The organism is Butyrivibrio proteoclasticus P6B7 (genome assembly GCF_000622085.1).
GTDB lineage: Bacteria > Bacillota > Clostridia > Lachnospirales > Lachnospiraceae > Butyrivibrio > Butyrivibrio proteoclasticus_A.
In genome coordinates this window covers 133,961-155,770 of the sequence record NZ_JHWL01000004.1, presented here as the reverse complement: position 1 = coordinate 155,770, position 21,810 = coordinate 133,961, and the positions used below count along the sequence as shown (strand labels likewise).

The 21,810-nt window shown below is 43.1% G+C and carries 19 protein-coding genes and 1 tRNA gene; 2 read left to right on the top strand and 18 right to left on the bottom strand.

The genetic code is table 11. From position 1 onward, the window contains the following. Nucleotides 1–618 precede the first annotated feature (618 nt). The 12 genes from dnaG to T541_RS0105355 all read right to left on the bottom strand — a co-directional run bounded on the left by dnaG (nucleotide 619) and on the right by T541_RS0105355 (nucleotide 13,130). A complete protein-coding gene (gene dnaG / locus T541_RS0105410) occupies nucleotides 619–2,397 on the bottom strand; it encodes a DNA primase (RefSeq protein ID WP_026651731.1) in 1,779 nt (592 codons plus the stop codon). Nucleotides 2,398–2,494: 97 nt separating this feature from the next. Next, nucleotides 2,495–3,502, bottom strand: a complete 1,008-nt coding sequence (locus T541_RS0105405) for a deoxyguanosinetriphosphate triphosphohydrolase (protein ID WP_026651730.1) — start codon at nucleotides 3,500–3,502, stop codon at nucleotides 2,495–2,497. 272 nt (nucleotides 3,503–3,774) lie between these two features. Then, complete coding sequence (locus T541_RS0105400) at nucleotides 3,775–4,089, bottom strand: hypothetical protein (RefSeq protein ID WP_026651728.1); 315 nt, start codon at nucleotides 4,087–4,089, stop codon at nucleotides 3,775–3,777. Then, entirely contained in the window at nucleotides 4,089–4,562 is a 474-nt protein-coding gene (locus T541_RS20565) for a DUF6465 family protein (protein WP_051538105.1), read from the bottom strand. The genes T541_RS0105400 and T541_RS20565 overlap by 1 nt, the downstream gene beginning before the upstream one ends. Before the next feature lie 20 nt (nucleotides 4,563–4,582). Continuing rightward, a complete protein-coding gene (locus tag T541_RS0105390) occupies nucleotides 4,583–5,059 on the bottom strand; it encodes a hypothetical protein (RefSeq protein WP_026651727.1) in 477 nt (158 codons plus the stop codon). Nucleotides 5,060–5,133: 74 nt separating this feature from the next. Then, on the bottom strand, nucleotides 5,134–5,883 hold the full coding sequence (locus T541_RS0105385; protein WP_026651726.1) for an SIMPL domain-containing protein: 750 nt from the start codon (nucleotides 5,881–5,883) through the stop codon (nucleotides 5,134–5,136). A gap of 127 nt (nucleotides 5,884–6,010) precedes the next feature. Further along, on the bottom strand, nucleotides 6,011–7,084 hold the full coding sequence (locus tag T541_RS0105380) for a phosphotransferase enzyme family protein (RefSeq protein ID WP_026651725.1): 1,074 nt from the start codon (nucleotides 7,082–7,084) through the stop codon (nucleotides 6,011–6,013). A gap of 29 nt (nucleotides 7,085–7,113) precedes the next feature. Continuing rightward, entirely contained in the window at nucleotides 7,114–8,592 is a 1,479-nt protein-coding gene (locus T541_RS0105375) for an ABC transporter substrate-binding protein (protein WP_026651724.1), read from the bottom strand. 13 nt (nucleotides 8,593–8,605) lie between these two features. Beyond that, nucleotides 8,606–9,517, bottom strand: a complete 912-nt coding sequence (locus T541_RS0105370) for a carbohydrate ABC transporter permease (RefSeq protein ID WP_026651723.1) — start codon at nucleotides 9,515–9,517, stop codon at nucleotides 8,606–8,608. Beyond that, nucleotides 9,517–10,425: an ABC transporter permease gene (locus T541_RS0105365; protein ID WP_026651722.1), complete on the bottom strand. Its 909-nt coding sequence runs from the start codon at nucleotides 10,423–10,425 to the stop codon at nucleotides 9,517–9,519. Before T541_RS0105365 ends, T541_RS0105370 begins: the two co-directional genes overlap by 1 nt. Next, nucleotides 10,422–11,870, bottom strand: coding sequence for an acyltransferase domain-containing protein (locus tag T541_RS0105360; protein WP_026651721.1), 1,449 nt, complete (start codon nucleotides 11,868–11,870; stop codon nucleotides 10,422–10,424). Before T541_RS0105360 ends, T541_RS0105365 begins: the two co-directional genes overlap by 4 nt. Nucleotides 11,871–11,882: 12 nt before the next feature. Beyond that, on the bottom strand, nucleotides 11,883–13,130 hold the full coding sequence (locus tag T541_RS0105355; protein ID WP_026651720.1) for a Gfo/Idh/MocA family protein: 1,248 nt from the start codon (nucleotides 13,128–13,130) through the stop codon (nucleotides 11,883–11,885). Between the two features lie 315 nt (nucleotides 13,131–13,445). Here T541_RS0105355 and T541_RS0105350 point away from each other — a divergent pair, with 315 nt between their 5' ends. Then, a complete protein-coding gene (locus T541_RS0105350; protein WP_026651719.1) occupies nucleotides 13,446–14,468 on the top strand; it encodes a LacI family DNA-binding transcriptional regulator in 1,023 nt (340 codons plus the stop codon). 189 nt (nucleotides 14,469–14,657) lie between these two features. Further along, nucleotides 14,658–15,743, top strand: coding sequence for a GGDEF domain-containing protein (locus tag T541_RS0105345; RefSeq protein WP_026651718.1), 1,086 nt, complete (start codon nucleotides 14,658–14,660; stop codon nucleotides 15,741–15,743). 145 nt (nucleotides 15,744–15,888) lie between these two features. Here T541_RS0105345 and T541_RS0105340 read toward each other — a convergent pair whose 3' ends face one another. The 6 genes from T541_RS0105340 to T541_RS18885 all read right to left on the bottom strand — a co-directional run bounded on the left by T541_RS0105340 (nucleotide 15,889) and on the right by T541_RS18885 (nucleotide 21,013). After that, complete coding sequence (locus T541_RS0105340; protein WP_026651717.1) at nucleotides 15,889–16,911, bottom strand: helix-turn-helix domain-containing protein; 1,023 nt, start codon at nucleotides 16,909–16,911, stop codon at nucleotides 15,889–15,891. Nucleotides 16,912–17,240: 329 nt separating this feature from the next. Next, nucleotides 17,241–17,325, bottom strand: a tRNA-Leu gene (locus T541_RS0105335). An 85-nt stretch (nucleotides 17,326–17,410) separates the two neighbouring features. Next, nucleotides 17,411–18,067: an HAD family hydrolase gene (locus tag T541_RS0105330; protein ID WP_026651716.1), complete on the bottom strand. Its 657-nt coding sequence runs from the start codon at nucleotides 18,065–18,067 to the stop codon at nucleotides 17,411–17,413. 60 nt (nucleotides 18,068–18,127) lie between these two features. Beyond that, nucleotides 18,128–19,051 carry a hypothetical protein gene (locus tag T541_RS0105325; protein ID WP_026651714.1) on the bottom strand — a complete coding sequence of 308 codons (924 nt, stop codon included), beginning with the start codon at nucleotides 19,049–19,051 and terminating at the stop codon, nucleotides 18,128–18,130. Next, entirely contained in the window at nucleotides 19,044–19,637 is a 594-nt protein-coding gene (locus tag T541_RS0105320) for an RNA polymerase sigma factor (protein ID WP_081779863.1), read from the bottom strand. Before T541_RS0105320 ends, T541_RS0105325 begins: the two co-directional genes overlap by 8 nt. Before the next feature lie 254 nt (nucleotides 19,638–19,891). Then, nucleotides 19,892–21,013 (bottom strand): DUF4349 domain-containing protein, encoded by a 1,122-nt coding sequence (locus T541_RS18885; RefSeq protein WP_026651712.1) that lies wholly within the window; start codon nucleotides 21,011–21,013, stop codon nucleotides 19,892–19,894. Nucleotides 21,014–21,810: the final 797 nt, after the last annotated feature.

The following is a 21,810-nucleotide window of genomic DNA, read 5'->3' as shown; positions in this document are numbered from 1 at the left end:
GTAAAGAGCTCCTTTGTAGCCTCATCAAGCTCTCCATCCTCAGACTCCTTACCTTCGGAATCAGCCTTGGAACCCTTCTTGCCAGACTTCTTAGGAGCCTTCTCAGCCTTTGCTGGCTTCTCGGCCTTTGCAGCCTTCTTAGCTGGCTTTTCCTCTACTACTTCCTCTACAGCCTTTGCAGCCTTTGTAGTTTTGGTAGCCTTCTTAGCTGGCTTTTCTTCTACTACTTCCTCTACAGCCTTAGCAGCCTTAGTAGACTTCTTAGCTGGCTTCTCTTCTACTTCTTCCTTAGCAGCCTTAGTAGCCTTTGTAGCAGTCTTCTTAGCTGGTTTTTCCTCTGCTACTTCCTTAGCAGCCTTGGTAGCCTTCTTAGCTGGCTTTTCTTCTGCCGCTGCCTTTGTAGCCTTTGCAGTCTTCTTTGTTTCTTTTTCCTCGGCAGCCTTCTTAGGAGCTGCCTTTGTAGCAGCCTTAGTAGTCTTCTTAGCCTCTGTTTCCTTAACTGTTTCCTTCTTAGCCATTTTATTCATCCTTTTCTGTATTATTATCTTTTTGTTGGTTTGCAGATGTTATCTGCAGTTGCGAAAGTTTTGCTGATATTTCAGCAAAGTGATATTCAGTTTAATCATCAGGGGATATCTCTGCATGAGACAATTTCTCGAGATCTTTTTTACCCTGAATTGTTTTCATCAGGAAGTCCGGATCATCCGGCTTAAGTTCTTTCTTTTGTCTCTCGTATCCAGCCTGTTTAACGCCATATATAATGTCGTGGAACGCTTTCTTACGCTGCTCCTTAGTTTCGATGTCCACCAGATTGGTGTTGAACATTTCAGCAACCTTGCTGTGTTCCTCCTCGTCTGTGAAATCATCCAATATTGCAGCCGGTGAAAAGTTCCCTACATCCATTCCCTGGAAAACCTTGGAGGCAACGCTCCTATAAAGGTCATCCGCAAAATCCTCGGCAGACACGTACTGTCTAACCTTGGAATATATCCTTGGCTCATCTGTAAGCCAGGTTAAAAGAAGTCTCTGATTCTTCCTTGCACCGTCCTCAGGAGTTTTCTTATTCTGAATTCCTGATTTAGGTCTTGTGGCCGGTGTGATCATACCACCCTTGGAAGCATAGGATGCAACCATCTTGCGAAGGTCATCCACCGGGATGTTGTACCTGGCTGCCACAGCCTCCAGATAATTCTCCCTTTCGAGAGCTTCCTCGAATTCACATAGCTTTTTGGCTATCTCTCTGTAGAATTCCGTCTTGGATTCCGGATCGGACATGCTATAGTTCTTTTCCATTATCCTGACTTCAAAGAAGAATGGATTCTCAGCGTTTCTGGCTCTCTCTTCAAAAGCTTCCTTACCTTCGTTCTTGATGAATTCGTCAGGGTCCTTGTGAGGTCTAAGGTCTAAGACCTTGCCCTTAAGGCCTGCTTCCTTGAGAATTCCTATTCCTCGTAGTGCCGCTTTGGTACCGGCTTCGTCGCTATCGTAGGATAGGATCACTTCGTCAGTATATCTTTTTAATATAAGGGCCTGTCCGGTGGTGAATGCAGTTCCAAGGGAAGCCACCGCCATGTTAAATCCTGCCTGGTGCATAGCGATAACGTCCATGTAGCCCTCACAAATGATCATGTAGCCTGCCCTTGAATTCTTGGCAAGGTTAAGGCCAAAGAGGTTCCTGCTTTTATCAAATATAAGAGTTTCCGGAGAATTGAGATACTTAGGTTTGGCATCTCCCAGAACTCTCCCACCAAAACCGATGACCTTTTGGGATGCATCCTGAATTGGGAACATGACTCTGTTCCAGAACTTGTCATGGGTTCCATATTTTTCATCGTAGGACGCAAGGCCCGCATCTATTATCTGCTTATCCTGATAACCAAGCTTTTTAAGATGGTTAACAAGGTCTGAACTGGTTACGTTGGCATATCCAAGGCCGAACTTCTGCATGGTCTCATCGGATAATTCTCTTTTCCTGAAATACTCCATGCCCTTCTGGCCGTTTGGACTTCTGAGCTGATAGTAATAGTACTTGGCAGCCTCCTTGTTGATATCAAGAAGGATCTGTCTCTTATCTCGCATGGCCTTGGCCTGTGGTGAATCGTCCTCATCCGGGAGTTTGATTCCGGCCCTTTCAGCCAGCTGTTTAACTGCTTCCTGAAATGTTAAATTGTCATATTTCATCAAAAAGGTAATGACATTGCCCCCGGCTCCGCATCCAAAGCAGTAGTACATCTGCTTGTGAGCTGATACGGAAAATGACCCCGATTTTTCGTTGTGGAATGGGCATAATCCAAAGTAATTGGAGCCTTTCTTCTGTAAATGGACGTACTGTCCAACCACATCCACAATGTCATTGCGCGAGCGAACCTCTTCGATTATCTCGTCCGAATAGCGCAAATTATCTCTCCTCAGTGTGTAATTAGTTGTGTTGTTTTATGATATACGAATTGCTCCATAGCTAACATGTACACATTTTAGATTTATGACGTCTATATCATAAAACGTTCCAGGAATGAGGAACATAGATCTCCTCAAACATGGCAACTGCGTATCTGTCTGTCATGGAACTTACATAGTCGCAAACAAGCCTCTCCTCCGGCTCTCCCTGTTTACGCATTCTCTGTAAGTAATCTGGAAGAAGCTCTAAGTGATCAAGATAGTATCTGTAAAGGATCTTGATCATCTCTTCAACCTTGCCCTCCTGATTCTTGGCAATCGGGTTGGTATAGACATTTTCAAACATAAAAGATCTAAGCTTGTGGAAGGCGTCATAGACTTCCGGAGACATTCTGATGTCGTCCGTATCCATGCTGGTGGCTATGATGTCGTGGATAAAGGTATCTATCCACTCCTTGTTGGTATAGCCGATTACCTCCACCAGGTCTCTTGGCACATCCTCTGGAGTAAGGATTCCGCCTCTAAGTGCATCATCCATGTCGTGATGCATGTAGGCAATCTTATCAGAAAGTCTTACAACCTTGCCCTCAAGGGTTGCTGGTGTAAGATTCATCTCGTGATTGACGATTCCATTTCTGACTTCCCAGGTCAGATTAAGACCTGTTCCGTAGTTCTCCAGCTTCTCAACAATCCTAAGGCTCTGCTCATTGTGTCTAAAGCCCTCAGGAGCCACATCATTAAGAGCCCTCTCTCCGGCGTGACCAAAGGGCGTATGTCCCAGGTCATGTCCAAGGGCGATGGCCTCTGCAAGATCCTCATTGAGCATAAGGGCCTTGGCAATTGTCCTGGCATTCTGTGAAACCTCAAGGGTATGAGTCATTCTGGTCCTGTAGTGATCTCCATCAGGCGCAAGAAATACCTGGGTCTTGTCCTTAAGACGCCTAAAAGACTTAGAATACAGGATTCTGTCTCGGTCTCTCTGAAAACAAGGCCTGATATCACAAGGTTTTTCTTCTTTTTCTCTTCCCTTGGAATTCATGCTGAGAGTAGCATGCTTACTTAAGATCTCGGTCTCTCTCTTCTCTAGCTTTTCGCGAATTTTCAATTTTGTCGTCTTCTTTCTGCACAAAAAATTAAATCCTACAATCTCTATATTCTGCGTTTCTTTTCAAAATCCTTTTTATAAATAAAAAAAATCTAAGAAGCTTTTTAATATGGATTAATTTAGACAGATACAAACTACTAACTATGGATAGTAAAAGGACTGTGAAAACAAAAACATTTTTCACAGTCCTTTTTATTCATTTTAGACTTTTCTTCAGATCTATCAGATTCTTCTGTTTTCGTGATTACCAAACAAACATCTTCTCACGAAAACTATCTCTTCTCCCACTTCCCGGGATTATCAGTGTACTGGGCGTTGATCCAGGCAACTGCTGCATCAAATCCCTCCTGAGATACCTCGAAGTGCTCGGAAGTCTTAAGTTCATCAGGGGTGTGAGCGTAGGAATTAGGCTCAGGCCACACCGTTGCCATTAAAGTGGCAGGACCACGCTGATCTATCGGCGTGAACTTAACGTTCTCCAAGGGTTCACGGGCCAGTCTGTATCTCATTCCCTTATGACTTCCAAAATATGCTTCCCCATACTCGTAGTGAGTTAAGGGAAAGAAGGTGTTCTGCTCAATTTCCATTATTTATTAAATCCAATCTTTCCTGTCTCTGCGTGATTTACAACATAATATGCTGCATTATCAGAAGGCTTGATATAAACCTGAATCTCCTTGATATCGCTCTCAACATGGCCCTTAGCGATGTAATCAGCCTTGGCAGCCTTAACGATGTCTGAAGTTCTAACCTCGTGAGCTGCATACTGCACGAATACTTCTTCCTTGCAGTTTCTTCTAGCTGAAGCCTTGGAGATATCTTTTTTAACATTGTTGGCAACGTCCTTAGCCTTGGCTGTGCCCTGCTTAGCCTTCTTAAGAACTGGCTCCGCCTTAACCTTGATATCATCAATTACAGGCTCTGCCTTGGTCTTAATCTCATCAATGTAAGGTTCTGCCTTCTCTACATAGGGCTTAGCCTTCTCAACTATTGGCTTTGCAGCCTGCTGAACGTCCTGTGCGATCTCTTTGATCTTTTCCTCTGCAGTTCTTTTATCCATGCCTGATTCCTCCCTTTTTATCACTTGAATTTACTGAAGAATGATGCCATAGGTCCTACAGTCTCCTGAAGATCTGAAATTGCCTGGTTGAGGCCCTCAAAATCGATCTCAGAAATAGACTTGGTGGCCTTGGTAAGAGTCTCGGCGTTCTCATCGATGAAGCCGTTGAGATTCTCACTGGCTGTAGTAATGCTCTCTGTCATTTCATCTATCTTGGCAACTGAATTGGTGGCATCAGTTGCAAGCTGATTGACCTGGTTGATAGTCCTGATGGCCCTTGGCACGATAAGAAGTGCAGCAACAAGTATCACCAGGAATATTCCTGTTGTGGATATGGCTGCCAGCCTCTGGAAAAAAAGCTGTTTCTTAAGAAGTTCAGCAACCTCAGAGCCACTGGTATTCTGGTTCTGCTCATTACCTGATGAAACTGGTGCACTCATATTCACTGCACCACTATTCTCAGAAGCTGTCTGGATGTTATTCTCGTTATCTGCCATAGTTATCACCCCTCATTCATATACAATTCCGACCATTACTACTTCAATTCAAATATCACTATCTAAAATCGTCATTACTTAAGATCGTACTCAAGTCTAACTGTGATTGTAGCTGTCTTGTATCTTGAACCTGTATCAAAAGCTCCATCATAGGAATAGCTGCTGGTTCCAGAGTTCTTAGCAGTGATCTGGAATACACCAAGGCTTGAATTCTTAAGCTTTCCAAGGCGAGCTCCTGAATTCTTGGCAATGATGTCGATTCTGTCCTTGGCATTTGTAGAAGCCTTGTCGATAAGATCAAGCTTAAGGTCATCAAGGCCTGAGTAGTAGTACTCTGGAGACTCTGATGTGAACTCGACGCCAAGATCAAGAAGGCTTGAAATGTCACGGGAAATCTTCTCAACGTTATCAATATTAGATGATGTAATAGTAACACTCTGGGTAAGTCTGTATCCATCAGCCTCGCTTCCAATGTAGTTACCATTGTCATCGTAGATATCTCTGTAGATCTGGCTGATATCAACTGAGTTAAACACAACCTCATCCTCTGTAAGGTTGTTAGCTAAAAGATATTTCTTAACCTGGTCAGCCTCTGACTTGATTATGTTGTAGGCATCCTGTGATGTGTAGGCTGTTGCTGAGAAATATCCCCTCCAGATAATGATATCTGCCTCAAAGTCTACACTGGCACTACCTGTAGCTGTAATAACATGGGCGCTCTCTGATCTAAAGTGTGCAAGACCAAAGGCCAGTGAAATACAGCTTATAACAATGCAAAGTCCGATGATCAGTGGATTAAGCCAACTTAACTTTTTCTGTTCCATAACACTCCTCCTGTAAAAAGAAAAATTTCACACCGCCAAAAAGCCCCCACAGACCATTTCAGCGACACTACACTACTATGTTACCCCCTTTTGCCCCATTTGTGAACCACTAAGAAAGGGGCCGGTCCTAAAACCGCCCCCAATAGCTTTCCATATCTTCTATAAGTTTGAACTGATTCCGGGTCCTATCAAGGTTGTGGGTAGGATAATCCACCTTAAAGTAGGTGTCCCCCACCAGGAAGTCCGAAAGGAACCGAATTGCACATTCATAGGTCATGAGCACACTTGAAAAGGGTAAAAGATCTATCTCCTGCCTGGTCATATAAGGCTCCATTTCGCTTAAAAAGCCCTTAGCATAGGCATCATACATCCCCGCATCAAACCTCACTTTAGAAAGATCTGTCTCATCCTCTGTAGCAGTATTGGCCCCAAACCTTATGCTGTCGCCAAAATCGTATAGAAGTGACCCTGGCATTATTGTATCAAGATCAATTATGCAGACACTTTCGTTGGTATCTGGATCCATTAGGATATTGTTAAGCTTGGTATCGTTATGAGTAACTCTAAGAGGGATTTGGTCACTACCAAGCTTAGACACTATCCTATCGCAATAATTCTTGCGTTCCGTGGCAAAAGAAATCTCTTTTTCCGCTGCCTTAACTCTATCGGGTATTCCCTCTGCAATAGCCCTTTCAAAGGCTTCGTAGCGCTTAACTGTGTTGTGGAAATTGGGAATAACCTCATAGAGCTTTGAAGCATCAAAGTCAAATAAAAGCTTTTGGAAATTACCAAAGGCTCTGCCTGCATTTTCAAGAACCTCTCTGGTGGCTGCGCTTTGGTAGGATACAGTATTTTCGATAAAAAGATATATCCTGTAGCAGCTGCCAGATGAATCCCTGTAGTAGCTCTTTCCATCTCTGGTCCGTACCAGAGTAAGTGTACTCCTTAAAGGATCGCCGCCATTTGCGGCAATCTTCTCCTTAAGGTAGTCAGTAACAAGACAGATATTGTGCATTAGTTTATCAACATCAAAGATCTCTGAGTTGATTCTCTGCAATATATAGCGAACAGGCGGATGGAGCTCTCTCTTACAGTAAATAGCATAAGTGTCATTGATGTGTCCGCAGCCAAAGGGCTCTTCGTACACCATCTCCCCGTCTATGTCAAAATGCTCAACTATTTTTCTGATATCGATTTCCATCTGCCTGCTCCTCATAGTTCTTTTAACAATTACTTGGTCTTAAGGTACTCCTCAAGCTGCTTGTTAACCTCTTCCATATATCTGTCGATTCCAGCATCCTTGAGCTGCTGCTGAACTGCAGGGAAAGCCTCGTCGTAGTCAACGTATCCGCAGAGGATAGGCATAAGCTGTGTATTGATAAGCTCGCCGATTGCTGTAGCCTCATTCTTAACGTTGGTGTTATCAAAGTGGAATGCCATTACATCTGATTCGATAGCGTTCTCATCCCAGTGTGAATAGAGCTCGATAAACTCGTCAGTTACATCTGTTGTGAACATCTGATAGTTGGCATTTCTAAACATCCACTCGTAGAAAAATCCGCCAAATGATGGATCCTTAAGGACGATTCTGTCGTTCTCAACTGTGTAGTTCTCACCCTCAGGTCCGTAAAGAGCAAACATGTAGTTTTCCTGGCTTGTGTACAACCAGTTTACAAACTTGATGGCTCCGATTGGGTTCTGCGCTGAATAAGGAACGCAGAGAACTTCGCCGCCGCAGGCTGTAATGTACTTATCCTGCTCAGGAGCAAGGATGTAGGACTTAAGAACTGCATCTGGAGCGTTGGCACGAACTGAATTGATGATCTCATTTTCTTTTCCGATGGAGCCCTCTACCCAAAGGTATGTGCCCTGCTGCATTCTTGAATCACGCTCGTTGTAGTTGGTTGTAAGCTCATCTCTGTAAAGACCCTTTTCATACATGCTTCTATTGAACTTGGCAACCTTTTCAAAGGCCTCTGACTCGAAATAGCTGTATGCCTTCTTGGAAGTCTCGCCGTAAACAACTGCATCACCAGCTGAGAACCAGGTAAGTGGCTCATCCTGGAAGTATCTTGTAAGAGGCTTGAAGATTACATCTGCAGGACCTGAAAGCTCTGGATGAGCATCTGCAACCTTCTGTGCAAACTCTGTAAGATCTTCTGCAGTACTGATATCTGTCATTCCAACTTCTTCAAGAAGATCTTCTCTTACGCATACAAGTTGGAACATTCCTGATGAAGGAGCGTAAGCAGATGGAATACCATACTGAATGCCGTTAACAACACCACCAGAAAGCTGTCCATCAGGGATAACCTTCTTCATATCCTGACCATAGGTCTCGATGAGTTCGTCAAGGGGCTGTGCCTGTTTCTTGTTAACCATGCTGCTGATATCCTGAAGTCCATCCCAGTACAGGTCGATGGCATCGCCTGCGGACAACATGATATCTTTTTGCTCCCAATACTGATCCCATCCCTTATAGACCAGCTCTACCTCTTCGCCAATCTCTTCCTTGAGCTTAGGATTGAGCTCGTTCTTTATGAAGTTGCTCATTTCGTCTGTTTCTTCGCCAGGATACAGGATCACTACCTTACCGGTATCCTTAACATTGACGCCCAAGTTCTTGGAACCGCTTTTTCCGCATCCAGTAAAGAGCATTGATGCAGAAAGGACACCTACCATAAGTAACGATAATACCTTCTTATTCATACTTTCCTCCTTTTTACTCTTTAACGGCACCCACCATAATTCCGTTTACGAAATACTTCTGAATGAAGGGGTAAAGGAAAATGATAGGTCCAATAGTAACGATAGTAACTGCCATCTTAACTGTTTCCGACGGAAGCTTGATGTTGGCTGCGGCTCCCGATGGAACTCGTCCCGAGGTTATGGCGTTTACGTTGGACAGGATGTTGTACAGATAATACTGAAGTGGGAAATACTCTCTGTCATTTACAAACATCAGGGCATTCCACCAGTCGTTCCAATAGGTCAGAGCAAACATCATTCCAACAGTCATCATTCCGGTCTTGGTAAGAGGAACTGCGATCCTGGCCCAGATCTTGAAGTAGTCAGCACCGTCGATTCTTGCTGATTCGTACAGGGATGTGGGCACCTGCTCGAAATAGGTCCTAAGAAGGAACATGTTAAACACGTTCACCATCTGCGGAACTATCAGGGACCTGAAGTTATTGCCAAACCCATACCAGTTAACGCACACGTAGTACCATGGGATAAGTCCTGCGGAAAAGATAATTGTAAAATTGCAAAAGTACGAGATTATATTTCTGTATTTAAGGCTCTTTATTGAAAGAGCAAAGGCGCACATGCTGGTGATGATCATGGCTGATATGGTGCCCACCACAGTGACGATTATGGTAACACCGTAGGATTTAAGGATCCTTAGGCCGCTGTGGGCAAACAGATATAGGTAGGTATCCGTTGTGAAATTCCTTGGTAAAAAAGAATATCCCTTCTGCACCACTGCAGTGTTATCTGAAAGTGAAACAGATACCACCATCAGAAGCGGCATGAAGCACACCAGTGCTATGAAGCCAACAAATACATAGGAGAAAACTATTACAGCAATGTCTGCGCCGGATTTTTTAACTTTCTTAGGTGCTTTACTACTCATCAGAACAGTCCCTCCCCTTCATTTATCTTTTTAGCAAAATGATTGGAGATGGTGATAAGGATAAGTCCCATCACTGACTGCATAAGGCCAATGGCTGTGGTGTAGGAAAAGCCCATGGTCCTCATGGCTGAATAAACGTAGGTATCAATAACCGCAACCTCTTCATAGAGAAGGGAGTTGTTGCCTACGATACCGTAGATCATTCCAAAGTCTCCAAAGAAGATACGTCCGATGGCCATCAGTGTCAGGATAACCACTGTAGGCCTAAGTAGCGGCAGTGTTATGTGGATTATCTGCTTAAATCTGTTGGCACCGTCCACCTGGGCTGCCTCGTACAGAGTGCTGTCAAAGCCCGCCAGGGCTGCCATGTAGATGATTGAGTTGTAACCACACCACTTCCATACATCTGCGATGATGATAATAGGCTTCCAATACTTGGGCTCGGCGTACCATCTTACAATCTCACTGCCTGAGTTTGTGAGCCACTGGTTAACTATACCTGTGCTGGTTGAAAAGAAAGCGTAGATGATGGCACCTACAACAACCCAGGAAAGGAAATAAGGAAAGAACATTACGCTCTGGGCTATTTTCTTGTAAACCTTGTTGGTAACGTCGTTAAAGCAGATGGCTATGGTTATTGGGAAAACTGTTCCAAAGATAAGTCCCCAAAAGTTGATGATAAGTGTATTTCTTACGGACTTAAGTCCAAGTCCTGTGCCGGATCCAAGGAAGTACTTGATGTTCTGAAGACCCACGAACCGGCTTCCAAAGATACCGTCCACCACGTTGTAATCAGTAAAAGCCATCCACAGACCGCCATAAGGGATGTAGCAGAACATAATGAGAAATATGATTGCTGGCAGAGTCATCAGGTATAACTGCCAGTTTCTTTTAAACTCTTTTTTCATACCACTCCCCCTTTCTGGTTTTCTGCTGTGTCTGGGGCTTTAGGTTCGATGCTGTCGGTTTCATTTATGCCCTTGATGCCGTTTGCTTTAAAGAGCTTTCTCTGATCCTCTAAGTCCTTGTCTGTAATGTAGATCATCTGGTTGCAGTCCTTAGATAGTTCCTCTGGGAAATACACCATGCCTGGCTCGCAGAACTTTCCGCCCCTTTCAAGGTAGGTGGCCACGTTCCTTTGAAGGCTCGTCTTCTTAGGTACCTCTGCCAGCGGAATATCGCAGTCTCCGTAGAGTTCCAGATATAGCATCTCTCCGTTCCAGCCTCCCGAATAATTAAAGAGATGCCTTTGAGTCCTTACAATGTTGCTATCATCTGGTAGCAGCAAGGATAATCTTCCGTCATAGAGCCAGCTGGCGCTCCAAAAGCCCTTAAAAGGAATCTCCGGGTAATACTTACAGAAGAACTCCCAGGCCGGCTTCATGCTGCTTCTTACTCTCTCTGGAACATATCCCTCTCCCGATGGGATGTGGAAGCCAAGGAGCCAGTCATCTCTTTTAAGGATCTGCTTCCAGCTTCCCTTATCCAGGGTTACTAATTCTTTAGTAATAAAGCCGCAGGGTGAGATTCGATAGCCTGTAACCTCAGTATCTGTCTCAGTCCTGATGGTTTTAAATTCCTCTTTTCTATCTTTTTTGAAGGCGCCGTAGTAGTGGCCGTCCTTCTTTATTGTGTTGGTGTCAAAAGAGCTGTCTATGGTAGCGGTTTTGGAGGTCTCTGTGTTGTCCGTGCCATCTTCTGGCGGAAGGATCAGCTGGCCCTCAAAGTCCACTGACAGGCCGTCATCTGCAATTCCTATTACCTCGTTTCCGTTTCGGTAGAAGGTGTAGGGATCATCGAATCTGCAGGGCACAAACAGGAATCTGTCAAAAAGATATATGGCAAGGCTGTAGAAGTTGCTCTGCCAGGGAAGATCGTCCAGCTCATAGCTTCCCGTCTTTTTGAACTTCTCCATGTGCATCCTTAGCATTCTGTGGGGGATATCCTCGTATAGCTTTTCATAGATCCCTCTTTTAACAAGATCTCTTTTAGCATATCCAATGCAGGATAGGCACATGAAAAAGCTGACGGTCTTGCCCACATCTCCCACGTTCCCTGGATTAAAATCCGTATTGTCGTCGATATAGTAGTCGTAACGTTTGTCGCACTGACAATAGGTAAGGAATTTGATGTATTCAGTTAGCTGCTGGCTTTCACGGATTGTTTGAAGATAGGATTCAAGCTCTTTTACCTGATCCGCAGATAGATCATATCTACCCAGGATCTGCCAGAGCTCATCCCTTGTTAAGACGCTTCCTTCGCCGTTCCACTCTTCGTAGAACTTTGGAAAGCTTTCCGGAACATTCCCTACCCCCAAGTCCTTAATAAGCTTTTCATACCCGGTCTTATTCATTTCGTTCCCCATTCAAGTGTTGGTGGTTCTAAGTTCTTCCAGCTCGATAGTTCTGTGCTCTACCCTGGATTTCTCTGCCCCAATAGCCATGACGTGGCTTTCTATGGACCTTTCTATAGCAGAGAGATTCTCGGCATCTGTCCCCTCCAGCATTCCAAGGAAGTTCTCCATAAGGCCTGAATCCCCACCGCCGTGGAAGCCTTCCCTTAGGTCGGGACTAAATTTCTTGATGTATGGCGCGCTCTGCCAGTTGGGCGCAAACCTTATTATCTCGATTTCATTGAGGCCATCATCGCCTCTGATCTCGCCATTCTCGCACATGATCTTGATGGTGCGGCACATCCTGTTGGTAAAGCCGCTTAGGTTAAAGGATGCATGAACGCCATTTTCAAATTCAAATATTGCCACCTGATGGTCGCAAACGTTGTTATCACAGTGGTAAACACATCTTCCGTAGGGGCCTTCCTTGATGGCCTTCATAAGACCTTCTTCTGACTGATCTACAGAAAGAACCGTTGCAGGCCACTCTCCTGCTATTGGAAGGTAAACCTTTCTGGCATCAAAGCGGCAATCTGTTACCTTGCAGTCAAGACATCTGTCAGCGCTTCCTTCAGGTGCATGATCCTTGTTAAAAAAGCTAAGCTCTCCAAAGGAGGATACGCTTCTGGCCCTACTTCCTGTGATCCATGTCAAAAGATCCATGTCGTGGCAGGACTTCTGCATAATGAGGGAGCTGGTCTCGGCGCTGTTCCTCCAGTTGCCCCTTACGAAAGAATGAGCAATGTGAAAGTTACCTATATTCTCGTTGTGCTGGATATCAATGACTTTGCCAAGCTCTCCGCTGTCCACAATCTTCTTAATGGCTCCCCAAAAGCCTGTGTACCTAAGAACGTGGCAGACCATGACCTTGCACTTATTCTTAAGGGCCAGATCCCTTATCTTAAGGCACTCATCAAGATTAGGAGAAATTGGCTTTTCAAGGAGAATGTCGTAGCCAAGCTCTAAAGCCTTCATAACATGGCCGTAATGCTGTCTGTCCATGGTGGCTATTATGACTGCATCTGTAACCTTCCCCAGTTTGTAAAAGTCTTCCGGGTCTGTAAACAGCTTGTCCTCTGAAAGGCCGTACTTGTCAGCTGCAGCTTGTCTTCTATCTATGTCGGGCTCTACCACATACGCAATCTCCGCCCTGTTGTGATCAAAGGCGTAATCTGCATATATTCTTCCTCTCTGACCTGCCCCAATAAGCGTAAGTTTCATTTGCTCTCCACCCCGTTGTGAATGTAAACTTTGTTACCTTGTTGTTACCTAGATTATAACGCGTTTGTTACCTTGTTGTAAACCAGTTTTTGTGATTGTGTTATTTTATTGTAAGCCGCATGGTTGTGGGCTTGTTGACTTTGCATTTATGCTATTCTATAATTATTTTATGTTGTGTAACGCATGTTGTTAATCAGAAGTGTTACCTAGTTCTTTTACCAAGTAATCAACTATTTATTATCAATATAGTTACCCAGAATTACATTAATCAGGTGTCCAAAAAGGCTTAGGCGCCTGTAAATATGCGAGGTTAATATGAGTAATATTCGCGAAGTTGCCAAGGCAGCAGGCGTATCAACCGCCACAGTATCAAGGGTTATCAACCACGATACTGAGGGGCGTATGACAGAGGAAACCAAAGAAAGGGTCTGGGCAGCCATTGCAGAGCTTAACTACAAGGCTCCCGCCAAGAATATCAAGAAGAAATCCAAGAGTCTGCGCCAGCAAAGCGAAGGGACTCACTTTAAGATTGGCTGTATCATCAGTACTGACAAAGACAAGTACAGTGACCCTTATTACCTTAGCATCTTAGCTTCCATTGAGAGCGAGGCTGCAAGAAATGGCTATACAGTGCCCTTTATTGCAACCTCTAAAGAGATTGAGGAATGTAAGGCTCTTGACTCCTTCTTCCCTGCCCTTGATGGAATCATTTTGATGAACACCCTTAGCCCGGACATTTACTCTTATATAAAAAGAAATATCCCCGCCATCGTGGGTATAGATACCTCCCACAGGGATATTGATAATATCATCTACGATCACTATGAAGCTGCCTCTCTTGCGGTTTCTACACTGGCAGAAAGAGGCTACAAGGATATAGGATTTCTTGGAGCTTCACCTCAGGATTCCACTTTGGAAGACAGTAAGCGATTCCGTGGTTTTCTTGGCGAAATGAATTCCAGGGGATTAACTGTAAAGAAGGAAACCTGCATCAACTGCCACTGGAATGAGGACGAGTGCTATGCCGGAATTAAAAAGCTCCATAAAAAGAAGGCACTTCCAAGAGCCTTTGTGGTATCCAGTGACCTGATGGCCATGGCTGTTCTTCGTTCACTTTATGACTTCAACATCAAAGTCCCTGAGGAAGTGGCTGTAATGGGCATCACCAACATTGAGATGGCACGCTTTTCTAACCCTCCTCTCTCCACCATCAGTGTACCAATGACCGAAATGGGAATGGTAGCTGTAGATGCTCTCAAAGAGCGCATGAATGGATACAAAATGCTCCCCCGCAAGATTTCCCTCCCACTGGAGGTTATACTAAGATCATCCATTTAAGATAGCAAAACCTTGGACTACTTAACTGCAGTCCGAGGTTTTTTCTTTTCTTCCAACGCAATTCCTTAAATCACACTATCTTCATAAAGATTTAATAAACAAACGAAATATAGTAACGCTTAGATATGATATTATAGATATATATGTCCATAAACTACTTTATGTACTTGAAAAAGAGTCGAGGATTCTATGGAAGCACTAAATAAATTATGGAAAAAACTCTTACCTAAGAATAAGCAAGAGATAAATGACATAATAGACAAGGGCAACATGTCCAGCATAAGGGCAATGTGTCTAGTTACCATCTTCAGTGAAAGCTTTGTAGTTCTCAGATATTATGTCACGTACCGCGACAATTTCTACATAAATATGACCACAGCATTCGCAATTGCCGTCATTATTTCCTGCATTATAATGGCAATTCTGGCGGATTTATTGGTGCGTGGTATAATTCATGGTCATAAACTATCTGTTAGCATTGTCCTTGCGTTCATCCTTATTATTTCTCTTTTTGCCATGTACACCTCTTATACCAACTATAGGATGGGCAGGCAGATTATTGTTCTATTTGTAGCCAGCGTAGCCATTACATCTTTCATACAAATAACGCCGCTCTATCACATGATATTGCTGCTAATTGAATTCATAATTCTTTATTCCTTGCTATATGCGTACGACGGCGCCAAGAACATGGTATTTCTTAACGCCTTTGCTTATCTTGTGGTAATCCTGATAGTATGCGTTATTAGCTATCACAGAAAAAATGACAGCATTATAGCCGCCTATGAAGCCAAAATGCGAGCTGAAGACTATTATATAAAGTCTTCTGAAGATCAGCTCACAGGCCTTATGAACAGATTTGCTCTTGATTCCATTACCATCAAAAATGAAAAGACATTCTGCGTGGCAATGACAGATATAGACTTCTTCAAGACCATCAACGATAGTTTCGGTCACATAAAAGGCGATGAAGTCATCAAGATGACCGCATCCAAGCTTCTTGAACTATTCAGAAAAAATGACTGTTTCCGATATGGAGGCGATGAGTTCCTGATTCTCACAACCAAGCTGGATGAAAATGCCTTCAAGAAACGTATGGAAGACTGGGAAAAGTTAGTAGAAGAAACTAGAATCGAAGGTATCGACAGCGCCATAAAAATCAGCTACGGAATCGCTGTTGGAGTTGTTAACTCCAATGAAGACCTGCTGGCCCTCATCAAAGATGCCGACAATAAACTATATACAATCAAGAAACAGAGACACGAGAATTCATAGAAGCTACTGGGTGAGAGTCCCCTTCCACACGATATTAGAAATACAAAAATTATTTTTCCGGTACGGAAAGCTCTGCAAAAATAATAGGCGGGGCGATTCCTTTGAGAAGTGCCCCGCCAGTTGTCAGTCTATTTTTTACGGCTCATTATGCCTGCAACTGCTCAATCTTGTCCTGCAAACGGTCTATTTCTGCGGAGTATTTCGTATTCCAGTCCGTTCGAAGAAGTTCGATCTGTTTCTTGTAATAGTCTGCAGCCCGTTTCTTATCTCCCATACGGATGCAACAAAGTGCCATAGCGGCATAGGGATCCGTATAGCGGGGCTTAGGCATACAATCAAATGTCATCTGCCAATACCGGATTGCCTCTTCATACTTTTCGTGATAGGAAAACGTATTGGCAACGGAAAACAGTACGCTCCAGTCTTCCGGATATCTCTCCACCAGCTTCCGATATGCTTCTTTTGTTGCTTCAAACCCGTTTTCATATTCCTCGATAAACACCTCGTAGAAGTCATTCAAAGTGTTAGGGTTCTTTTGAACGGACTCCTTCAGAACTTCTCTTGCCTCCCGAAGTCTGCCGTCATCAATCAGATTGTCCAGCAGATAGAAGTAGATCCGAATATTCTTTGGTTCAGCCCTCAGGATCTTATACAGATCCTCAATCAGTTCATGATGATTTGCCGCATCCCAGTCAAAGAGCTTTCCATCGCTGCCAAAGCAGATATTGTTGATATCGCCCTTTTCGTTGGGGCGTAGTTCCAGCGCCTTTTTCGCACAGCGTACTGCCTTTTTCTTCAGATTCTCTGCCTGATAGCGATAAAGATCTGCCAGCAGAGAGATTGCGTCATGATTCGTCGGATCCGCTTCCGTTTCGCCAAGAAGGAAGCTTTCCTCATTCTCGAACTCTACATTTGACAGCACTTTTCCATATTCAATTTTCTTCTCGATACTCTCGAAGCGTTTCTCAGTGGAGTATTCAAACAGATCATCGATCTGTACTCCAAAGAGCGATGCGATATCCGGGAGCATGGTCATCTCCGGGAGGGAACTGTCTGTCTCCCATTTACTGACCGCCTGACTGGTCACTCCAAGTTTCTTAGCGACATCCGACTGTGAGAACCCCTTGGAGCGTCTCAGTTCTTTAATTTTCATTCCTATTGTTTTCATAAAACCGCCTCCGATTGTTGTATTCATGATCATGTAAGTTCATTATATGCATCATTCATACAACTATCAATTTCAAATTAGTTGGTTTTATGAAACCACTGGTTGTTTTTCGCACAGTCGAAAGTGCACAGCAATTGACGAGATGGGACTTTGAGCAGAGCACTTGGCGAGGTATTTTCGAGCCTAGTGCGAGCCATGGGTGAACACTTGACGAGGTCCTTCCGAGTCTAGTGTGAATCCCTGAACCCACGCAGCGAAGCTGCTGGGTGAGAGTCCCCTTCCGCACAAAATAAAAGGACCAACTCTTTCGAGTTGATCCTTTTATTTCGTGCGGAAGATGGGACTTGAACCCACACGACATAACCAGTCACAAGATCCTTAGTCTTGCTCGTCTGCCAATTCCGACACTTCCGCAAACCGTCATCACTTCGTGACGACTTGTATATAATAACAAAGTAAACACCTTACGTCAACAACAATTTATAAACTTTATTTCGCATTATTGCAGTGTTTCTGGGATCTCCAATGGATCGTCAACATATATATTGTCTTTCGCACCAGCTGCAATAAGGTCTTCTCTTGTTCTAAAGCCCCACATACAGGAAATGCAAGGGATTCCAGTGTTAACTGCTGTCTGATAATCCACTTCTGAATCGCCCACATAGATGCACTCATCCTTAGTTACGCCAAGAAGCTTCATAGCTTCGAAGCACTCATCTGGTGCAGGCTTTCTTTTAAGCTTATCTGTAACACCAACTGCCACAGATACGTACTCACCAAAGTATTTATCCTTAAGCTCAACAACCGCATCCATAGACTTATTGGATACGATTGCCATTTTATAGCCTTTACTATTTAGCTCTTTTAACATTTGAAGAATATTGTTATAGGGGCCAGTCTTGATATTGCAATGCTCAAGGTAATAGGCCTCATAATCCTGCAAGATCTGCTGGAATTGTGGGTTGTCTCTGCCCTCTGGAATAGCACGCTCTATAAGCTTGGCAGCGCCACTTCCCACTTTATACTTGATCTCATCGACAGTCCACTTCTTAAATCCATACTGATCCATGATGTAATTCACGGAGTCTGTGATATCTTCTATGGAATTAAGAAGGGTTCCGTCCATGTCAAAAATAACTGCTTTATATTTACTCATAATCAAAATGCCAAATTCAAACTGATTATCCCAATATTACATAGTCCTAAGCTGTCTCTATCAGCCTGTAACTCCAACTACCTTAGAAAGAAGATCCTTGAAATCCTCTTCGTTTCTGCCTGTTGTTGCCTCGAAGTCAAGGTTGTACTCTGCTCTTGACCATGTAGCATAGTAGTAATTCTGGCCATCGCCATAAATTGTAACTTCAAAGCCGTTAACAACGATTGTCTTGCTTGAAGTATACTTGTCTGTCTGTCCAACAGTTACTGCATTCTCAGAAACTGTTTCCTCTGTAGCCTCTGCTACCTCAGTCTCTGTCTCAGCTTCCTGCTCGTCGTTATTAGCAAACTGGGCGTCAACCTTATTATCTGACTCTGCTGAATCCTTCTCGCCACCCTTAGCTGCAACGCTTGTGCCACCTGGAGTTGTCTGGGTTGCATCATCAACCTCTTCAACGTCCGTCTGTGCTGCTGCGCTCTCATCCATCTGCTTACGGATTGTGATGATCTCGCCGTCAACCTCGTACTGGATCTGAGCTGCGTTTCCATCAAGAAGTGCATAGGATGAATTGTCAGCCTCATCAAGAAGCTCCTGAGAATCGTTCATGTTGATTCCTGAAACTCTTGAAAGAGAATTAGATGTCACATAGGTTGAAAGAACGCTTGCATCATCAACCTGAATGTCAGCGCTGGCTACCTGAGCCTCTTCCGCCATATCGTAGGTTGCATCCATAGAAGCCTTTGGTACATTCATTGTACGGTATACAGCAAAAGAACCTACTGCTACAAGCGCAAGAGCTGCTGCCGCTGATGCGATGCTCACAAATGTTCTGATGTTATTTTTCTTTTTCTTTGGAACAGGTGAAAAAGTCGCTATATTACTAGCTCCACTCCCGTCCATGTTGTTCTCGATGTTCTGGAGAATGCGAGCTCTCATATCGTCAGATACTTTAACCCTATTCATGATCTCCTGATATTTATTCAAAGTCATAGGCCTCCTTAAGTATTTTTTTGAGCTGTTCTCTGCCTCGCTTTAAATCAGAACGAACTGTAGATTCATTTCTGCCAAGGATGTTGGCGATGTCTTTAGTAACATAGCCTTCCTGGTAATACAGATGGATTACTTCTCTGTACTTGGTAGGGAGCTGCTTAACTGCGTCCCATACATACTGAAGATCTGTCTTCTCCTCAGCAACAAGTTCCTCCATAAGTTCGTCAGTTTCTCTATACTTTTTATATTCAATCTTGTTCTTACTAAGATTAGATGCAACTGTTAAAAGCCATGCTCTCTCATGTCCAAGACCGCTGAAAGTAGGCATTGTCTTAAGATACTGAATAAGTGTATCCTGAAGAATATCCTCAGCGTCATCCATATTGTGAAGGTAAGAATAAGCAACTCTCAAAATCGCGTCACCATACTTGTCCAGGATGATACCAGCTCTTTCTGAAGAAGCATTAATGGTACCTGACTCTTCCTGGTACTGTGCTGGTGAAAATGATGGTGTAAATGTCTGCGCAAATGCCTGTGCGACAGTTCTTGTCACTGCCTGCACGGCAGTCTGCGCAAACATATATAATTCTTCTAATAAACTTAACCCAATGGATTTTTCTAAATATAAGCTCTTTGGATACATATATTTCTCCGTTACTCTTTCTCGCTACGCGCTTAATAATTATACGAATAACAACACGGAGATATTGTATCACACACTCGCCTTTATAGAAAATGAAAATTTATCGTTTTTTCTTTATTATTTATGCAATCTGTACAGTCAGATCATTTCTATCTGTTATCTATTATGATGCTGAATAAATGATGTCTTTATTACTTCTGATCTGTTGTATTCTGCTGAGTCTGAACTGGCTGCTGTGGTGTCTGAACTGGCTGTGTTGCCTGTACTGCCTGCTGTGGTGCTGGCTGAACCTTTGCTGCATTATACATAGCTGCCTTCTTTGCTGAGCTCTTCTTATCAATCTTCTTGAAGACGAATACTCCAAGGAATCCAAGAATTGCGATGAATACAAGCTGTGGAATGTGGATAACAAATACTACAAAGAGTTCTACAAGTCCATCTCTAAGTCCGATAAGACTCTTCATGAAACCATTTGCCATTCTTGAAGCAGCTGACTCTTTAACAACTGGTGTGAACTCTACTACTTCGTCAACACTTACATATACTGTGCTGTAATCAACCTTGTTGTCATATACACGAAGCTGTGACTCAACATTCTCGATCTCATATCTGATAGTCTCAAGCTTATCCTCAAGAGTGATGAGATCTTCAAGCTTTGTTGCCTGCTCCATCATAGCAAGAATTCTTTCTTCCTCTGTCTTGAGGGCTTTCTTCTTACTCTCTACGTCTACATAGTTAAGTGTTACGTCGTTGGTATTCTCACTGAAATTGATTACGTGTGTTGCTCCACCTACAAATTCTGTGAATTCATCAAGTCTGTTTGATGGAATTCTGAAGGTGTAGCTGGCGCTTCTCTTGGTCTGATCGTAATATGTTCCGTTATAAACATTGGAATCTTCTACATATCCGCCAAGCTCTGCAACTTTATTCTCAAGATTTCTTGTAGCCTGTACAAAATCGTTAGTTTCTACTGATACATTAACTGTCTTGATGAGTTTTCTGTTTGTTGTCTGAGATGAGTTTGTGTTAGTGTTTGATGAGTTATTTGTGTTTGTTGATACATTGTTGTTCTGGCTTGCTGAGTTGTCATCTCCCTGGGCATCTGCCGCTTTTGGTGTGGCTGCAGCAGCTTCCTCATATGAAGCATCTGAAAGATCAAACATCACTTCATAGTCAGCTTCTGCTGCCTCTGTGTAACTACTTTCAGCCATCTTAGTATCTGTAACTGCTGTTGCTGACTTTGATGAGCCACATGCTGTTGCTGAAAGTGTAAGCACTAACGCAAAAGCAATCGTTAACAATTTCCTTTTCATAATTTTCCCTCCGTCATAAAAAATCTTTTTTAATATAAGCTGACCCGGGGGTTGTGAGTTGTTGGTTATTGGTTGTTTTTTGTTTGTTGTTTGTTGTGGGTCAGCTTTATTTCGCTCTCTACACTATATACAGATGGTAGTTTTGATATGTTGCAGATTTTGGAAAATTTTTTGGAGATTTTTTTAAATTCTTTTGGGAAAGGGCGCGGGGCTAGAGTTCATGGGGATTTGTGAAAAAATAAAAATCCGTCAATCTCAAAAAATGTGAGATTGGCGGATTCAGGCTGGTATTCGTTACAAGTTTACTTGAAACAATGCAAGCTTAATCAGTAGCTCAGAGGCTCTCGGTATACCTGCTCTTACTACCGTCCCAATAGCATTTAATACAGCGACCATCTTTAAAGACATGCTCACATTTTTCATATCCATACAGAATTGATGCACATTCTGGACATAAAGACATCATCTTAGAGCTTGCCTTATAGTATTCACTTCCACATTCACTACATTTTTCTAGTTCCATTTAGTTTCCTTTGATTTTTACGGTAATGATCATTTTTCTGTGCATCATCAAGTTACAAAATCGCAAAAACACAGAAAAATACTAGTGATGCTCTTTTTTTCTGTACACCATCAAATTTCTAAAATGCAAAAACACAGAAAAACAAGCAAGTAGACCAAATTTTCTGTACTCTAAGAACTTGCAAAAAATCTAAATTACAGAAAATACTATGTACTCTACTCTTTTTCTGTATTTCTCGTTCCAATCAACTGATTACGTTACATAAAAATCAAGA

Coding starts and splice junctions, on each gene's coding strand:
- T541_RS0105400 (WP_026651728.1), bottom strand. CDS start 4,089: ATGGAAATTGAGCAGAACACCTTCTTTCCCTTAACTCACTACGAGTAT.
- T541_RS20565 (WP_051538105.1), bottom strand. CDS start 4,562: ATGGATAAAAGAACTGCAGAGGAAAAGATCAAAGAGATCGCACAGGAC.
- T541_RS0105390 (WP_026651727.1), bottom strand. CDS start 5,059: ATGGCAGATAACGAGAATAACATCCAGACAGCTTCTGAGAATAGTGGT.
- T541_RS0105385 (WP_026651726.1), bottom strand. CDS start 5,883: ATGGAACAGAAAAAGTTAAGTTGGCTTAATCCACTGATCATCGGACTT.
- T541_RS0105380 (WP_026651725.1), bottom strand. CDS start 7,084: ATGGAAATCGATATCAGAAAAATAGTTGAGCATTTTGACATAGACGGG.
- T541_RS0105375 (WP_026651724.1), bottom strand. CDS start 8,592: ATGAATAAGAAGGTATTATCGTTACTTATGGTAGGTGTCCTTTCTGCA.
- T541_RS0105370 (WP_026651723.1), bottom strand. CDS start 9,517: ATGAGTAGTAAAGCACCTAAGAAAGTTAAAAAATCCGGCGCAGACATT.
- T541_RS0105365 (WP_026651722.1), bottom strand. CDS start 10,425: ATGAAAAAAGAGTTTAAAAGAAACTGGCAGTTATACCTGATGACTCTG.
- T541_RS0105360 (WP_026651721.1), bottom strand. CDS start 11,870: ATGAATAAGACCGGGTATGAAAAGCTTATTAAGGACTTGGGGGTAGGG.
- T541_RS0105355 (WP_026651720.1), bottom strand. CDS start 13,130: ATGAAACTTACGCTTATTGGGGCAGGTCAGAGAGGAAGAATATATGCA.
- T541_RS0105350 (WP_026651719.1), top strand. CDS start 13,446: ATGAGTAATATTCGCGAAGTTGCCAAGGCAGCAGGCGTATCAACCGCC.
- T541_RS0105345 (WP_026651718.1), top strand. CDS start 14,658: ATGGAAGCACTAAATAAATTATGGAAAAAACTCTTACCTAAGAATAAG.
- T541_RS0105340 (WP_026651717.1), bottom strand. CDS start 16,911: ATGAAAACAATAGGAATGAAAATTAAAGAACTGAGACGCTCCAAGGGG.
- T541_RS0105330 (WP_026651716.1), bottom strand. CDS start 18,067: ATGAGTAAATATAAAGCAGTTATTTTTGACATGGACGGAACCCTTCTT.
- T541_RS0105320 (WP_081779863.1), bottom strand. CDS start 19,637: ATGTTTGCGCAGACTGCCGTGCAGGCAGTGACAAGAACTGTCGCACAG.
- T541_RS18885 (WP_026651712.1), bottom strand. CDS start 21,013: ATGAAAAGGAAATTGTTAACGATTGCTTTTGCGTTAGTGCTTACACTT.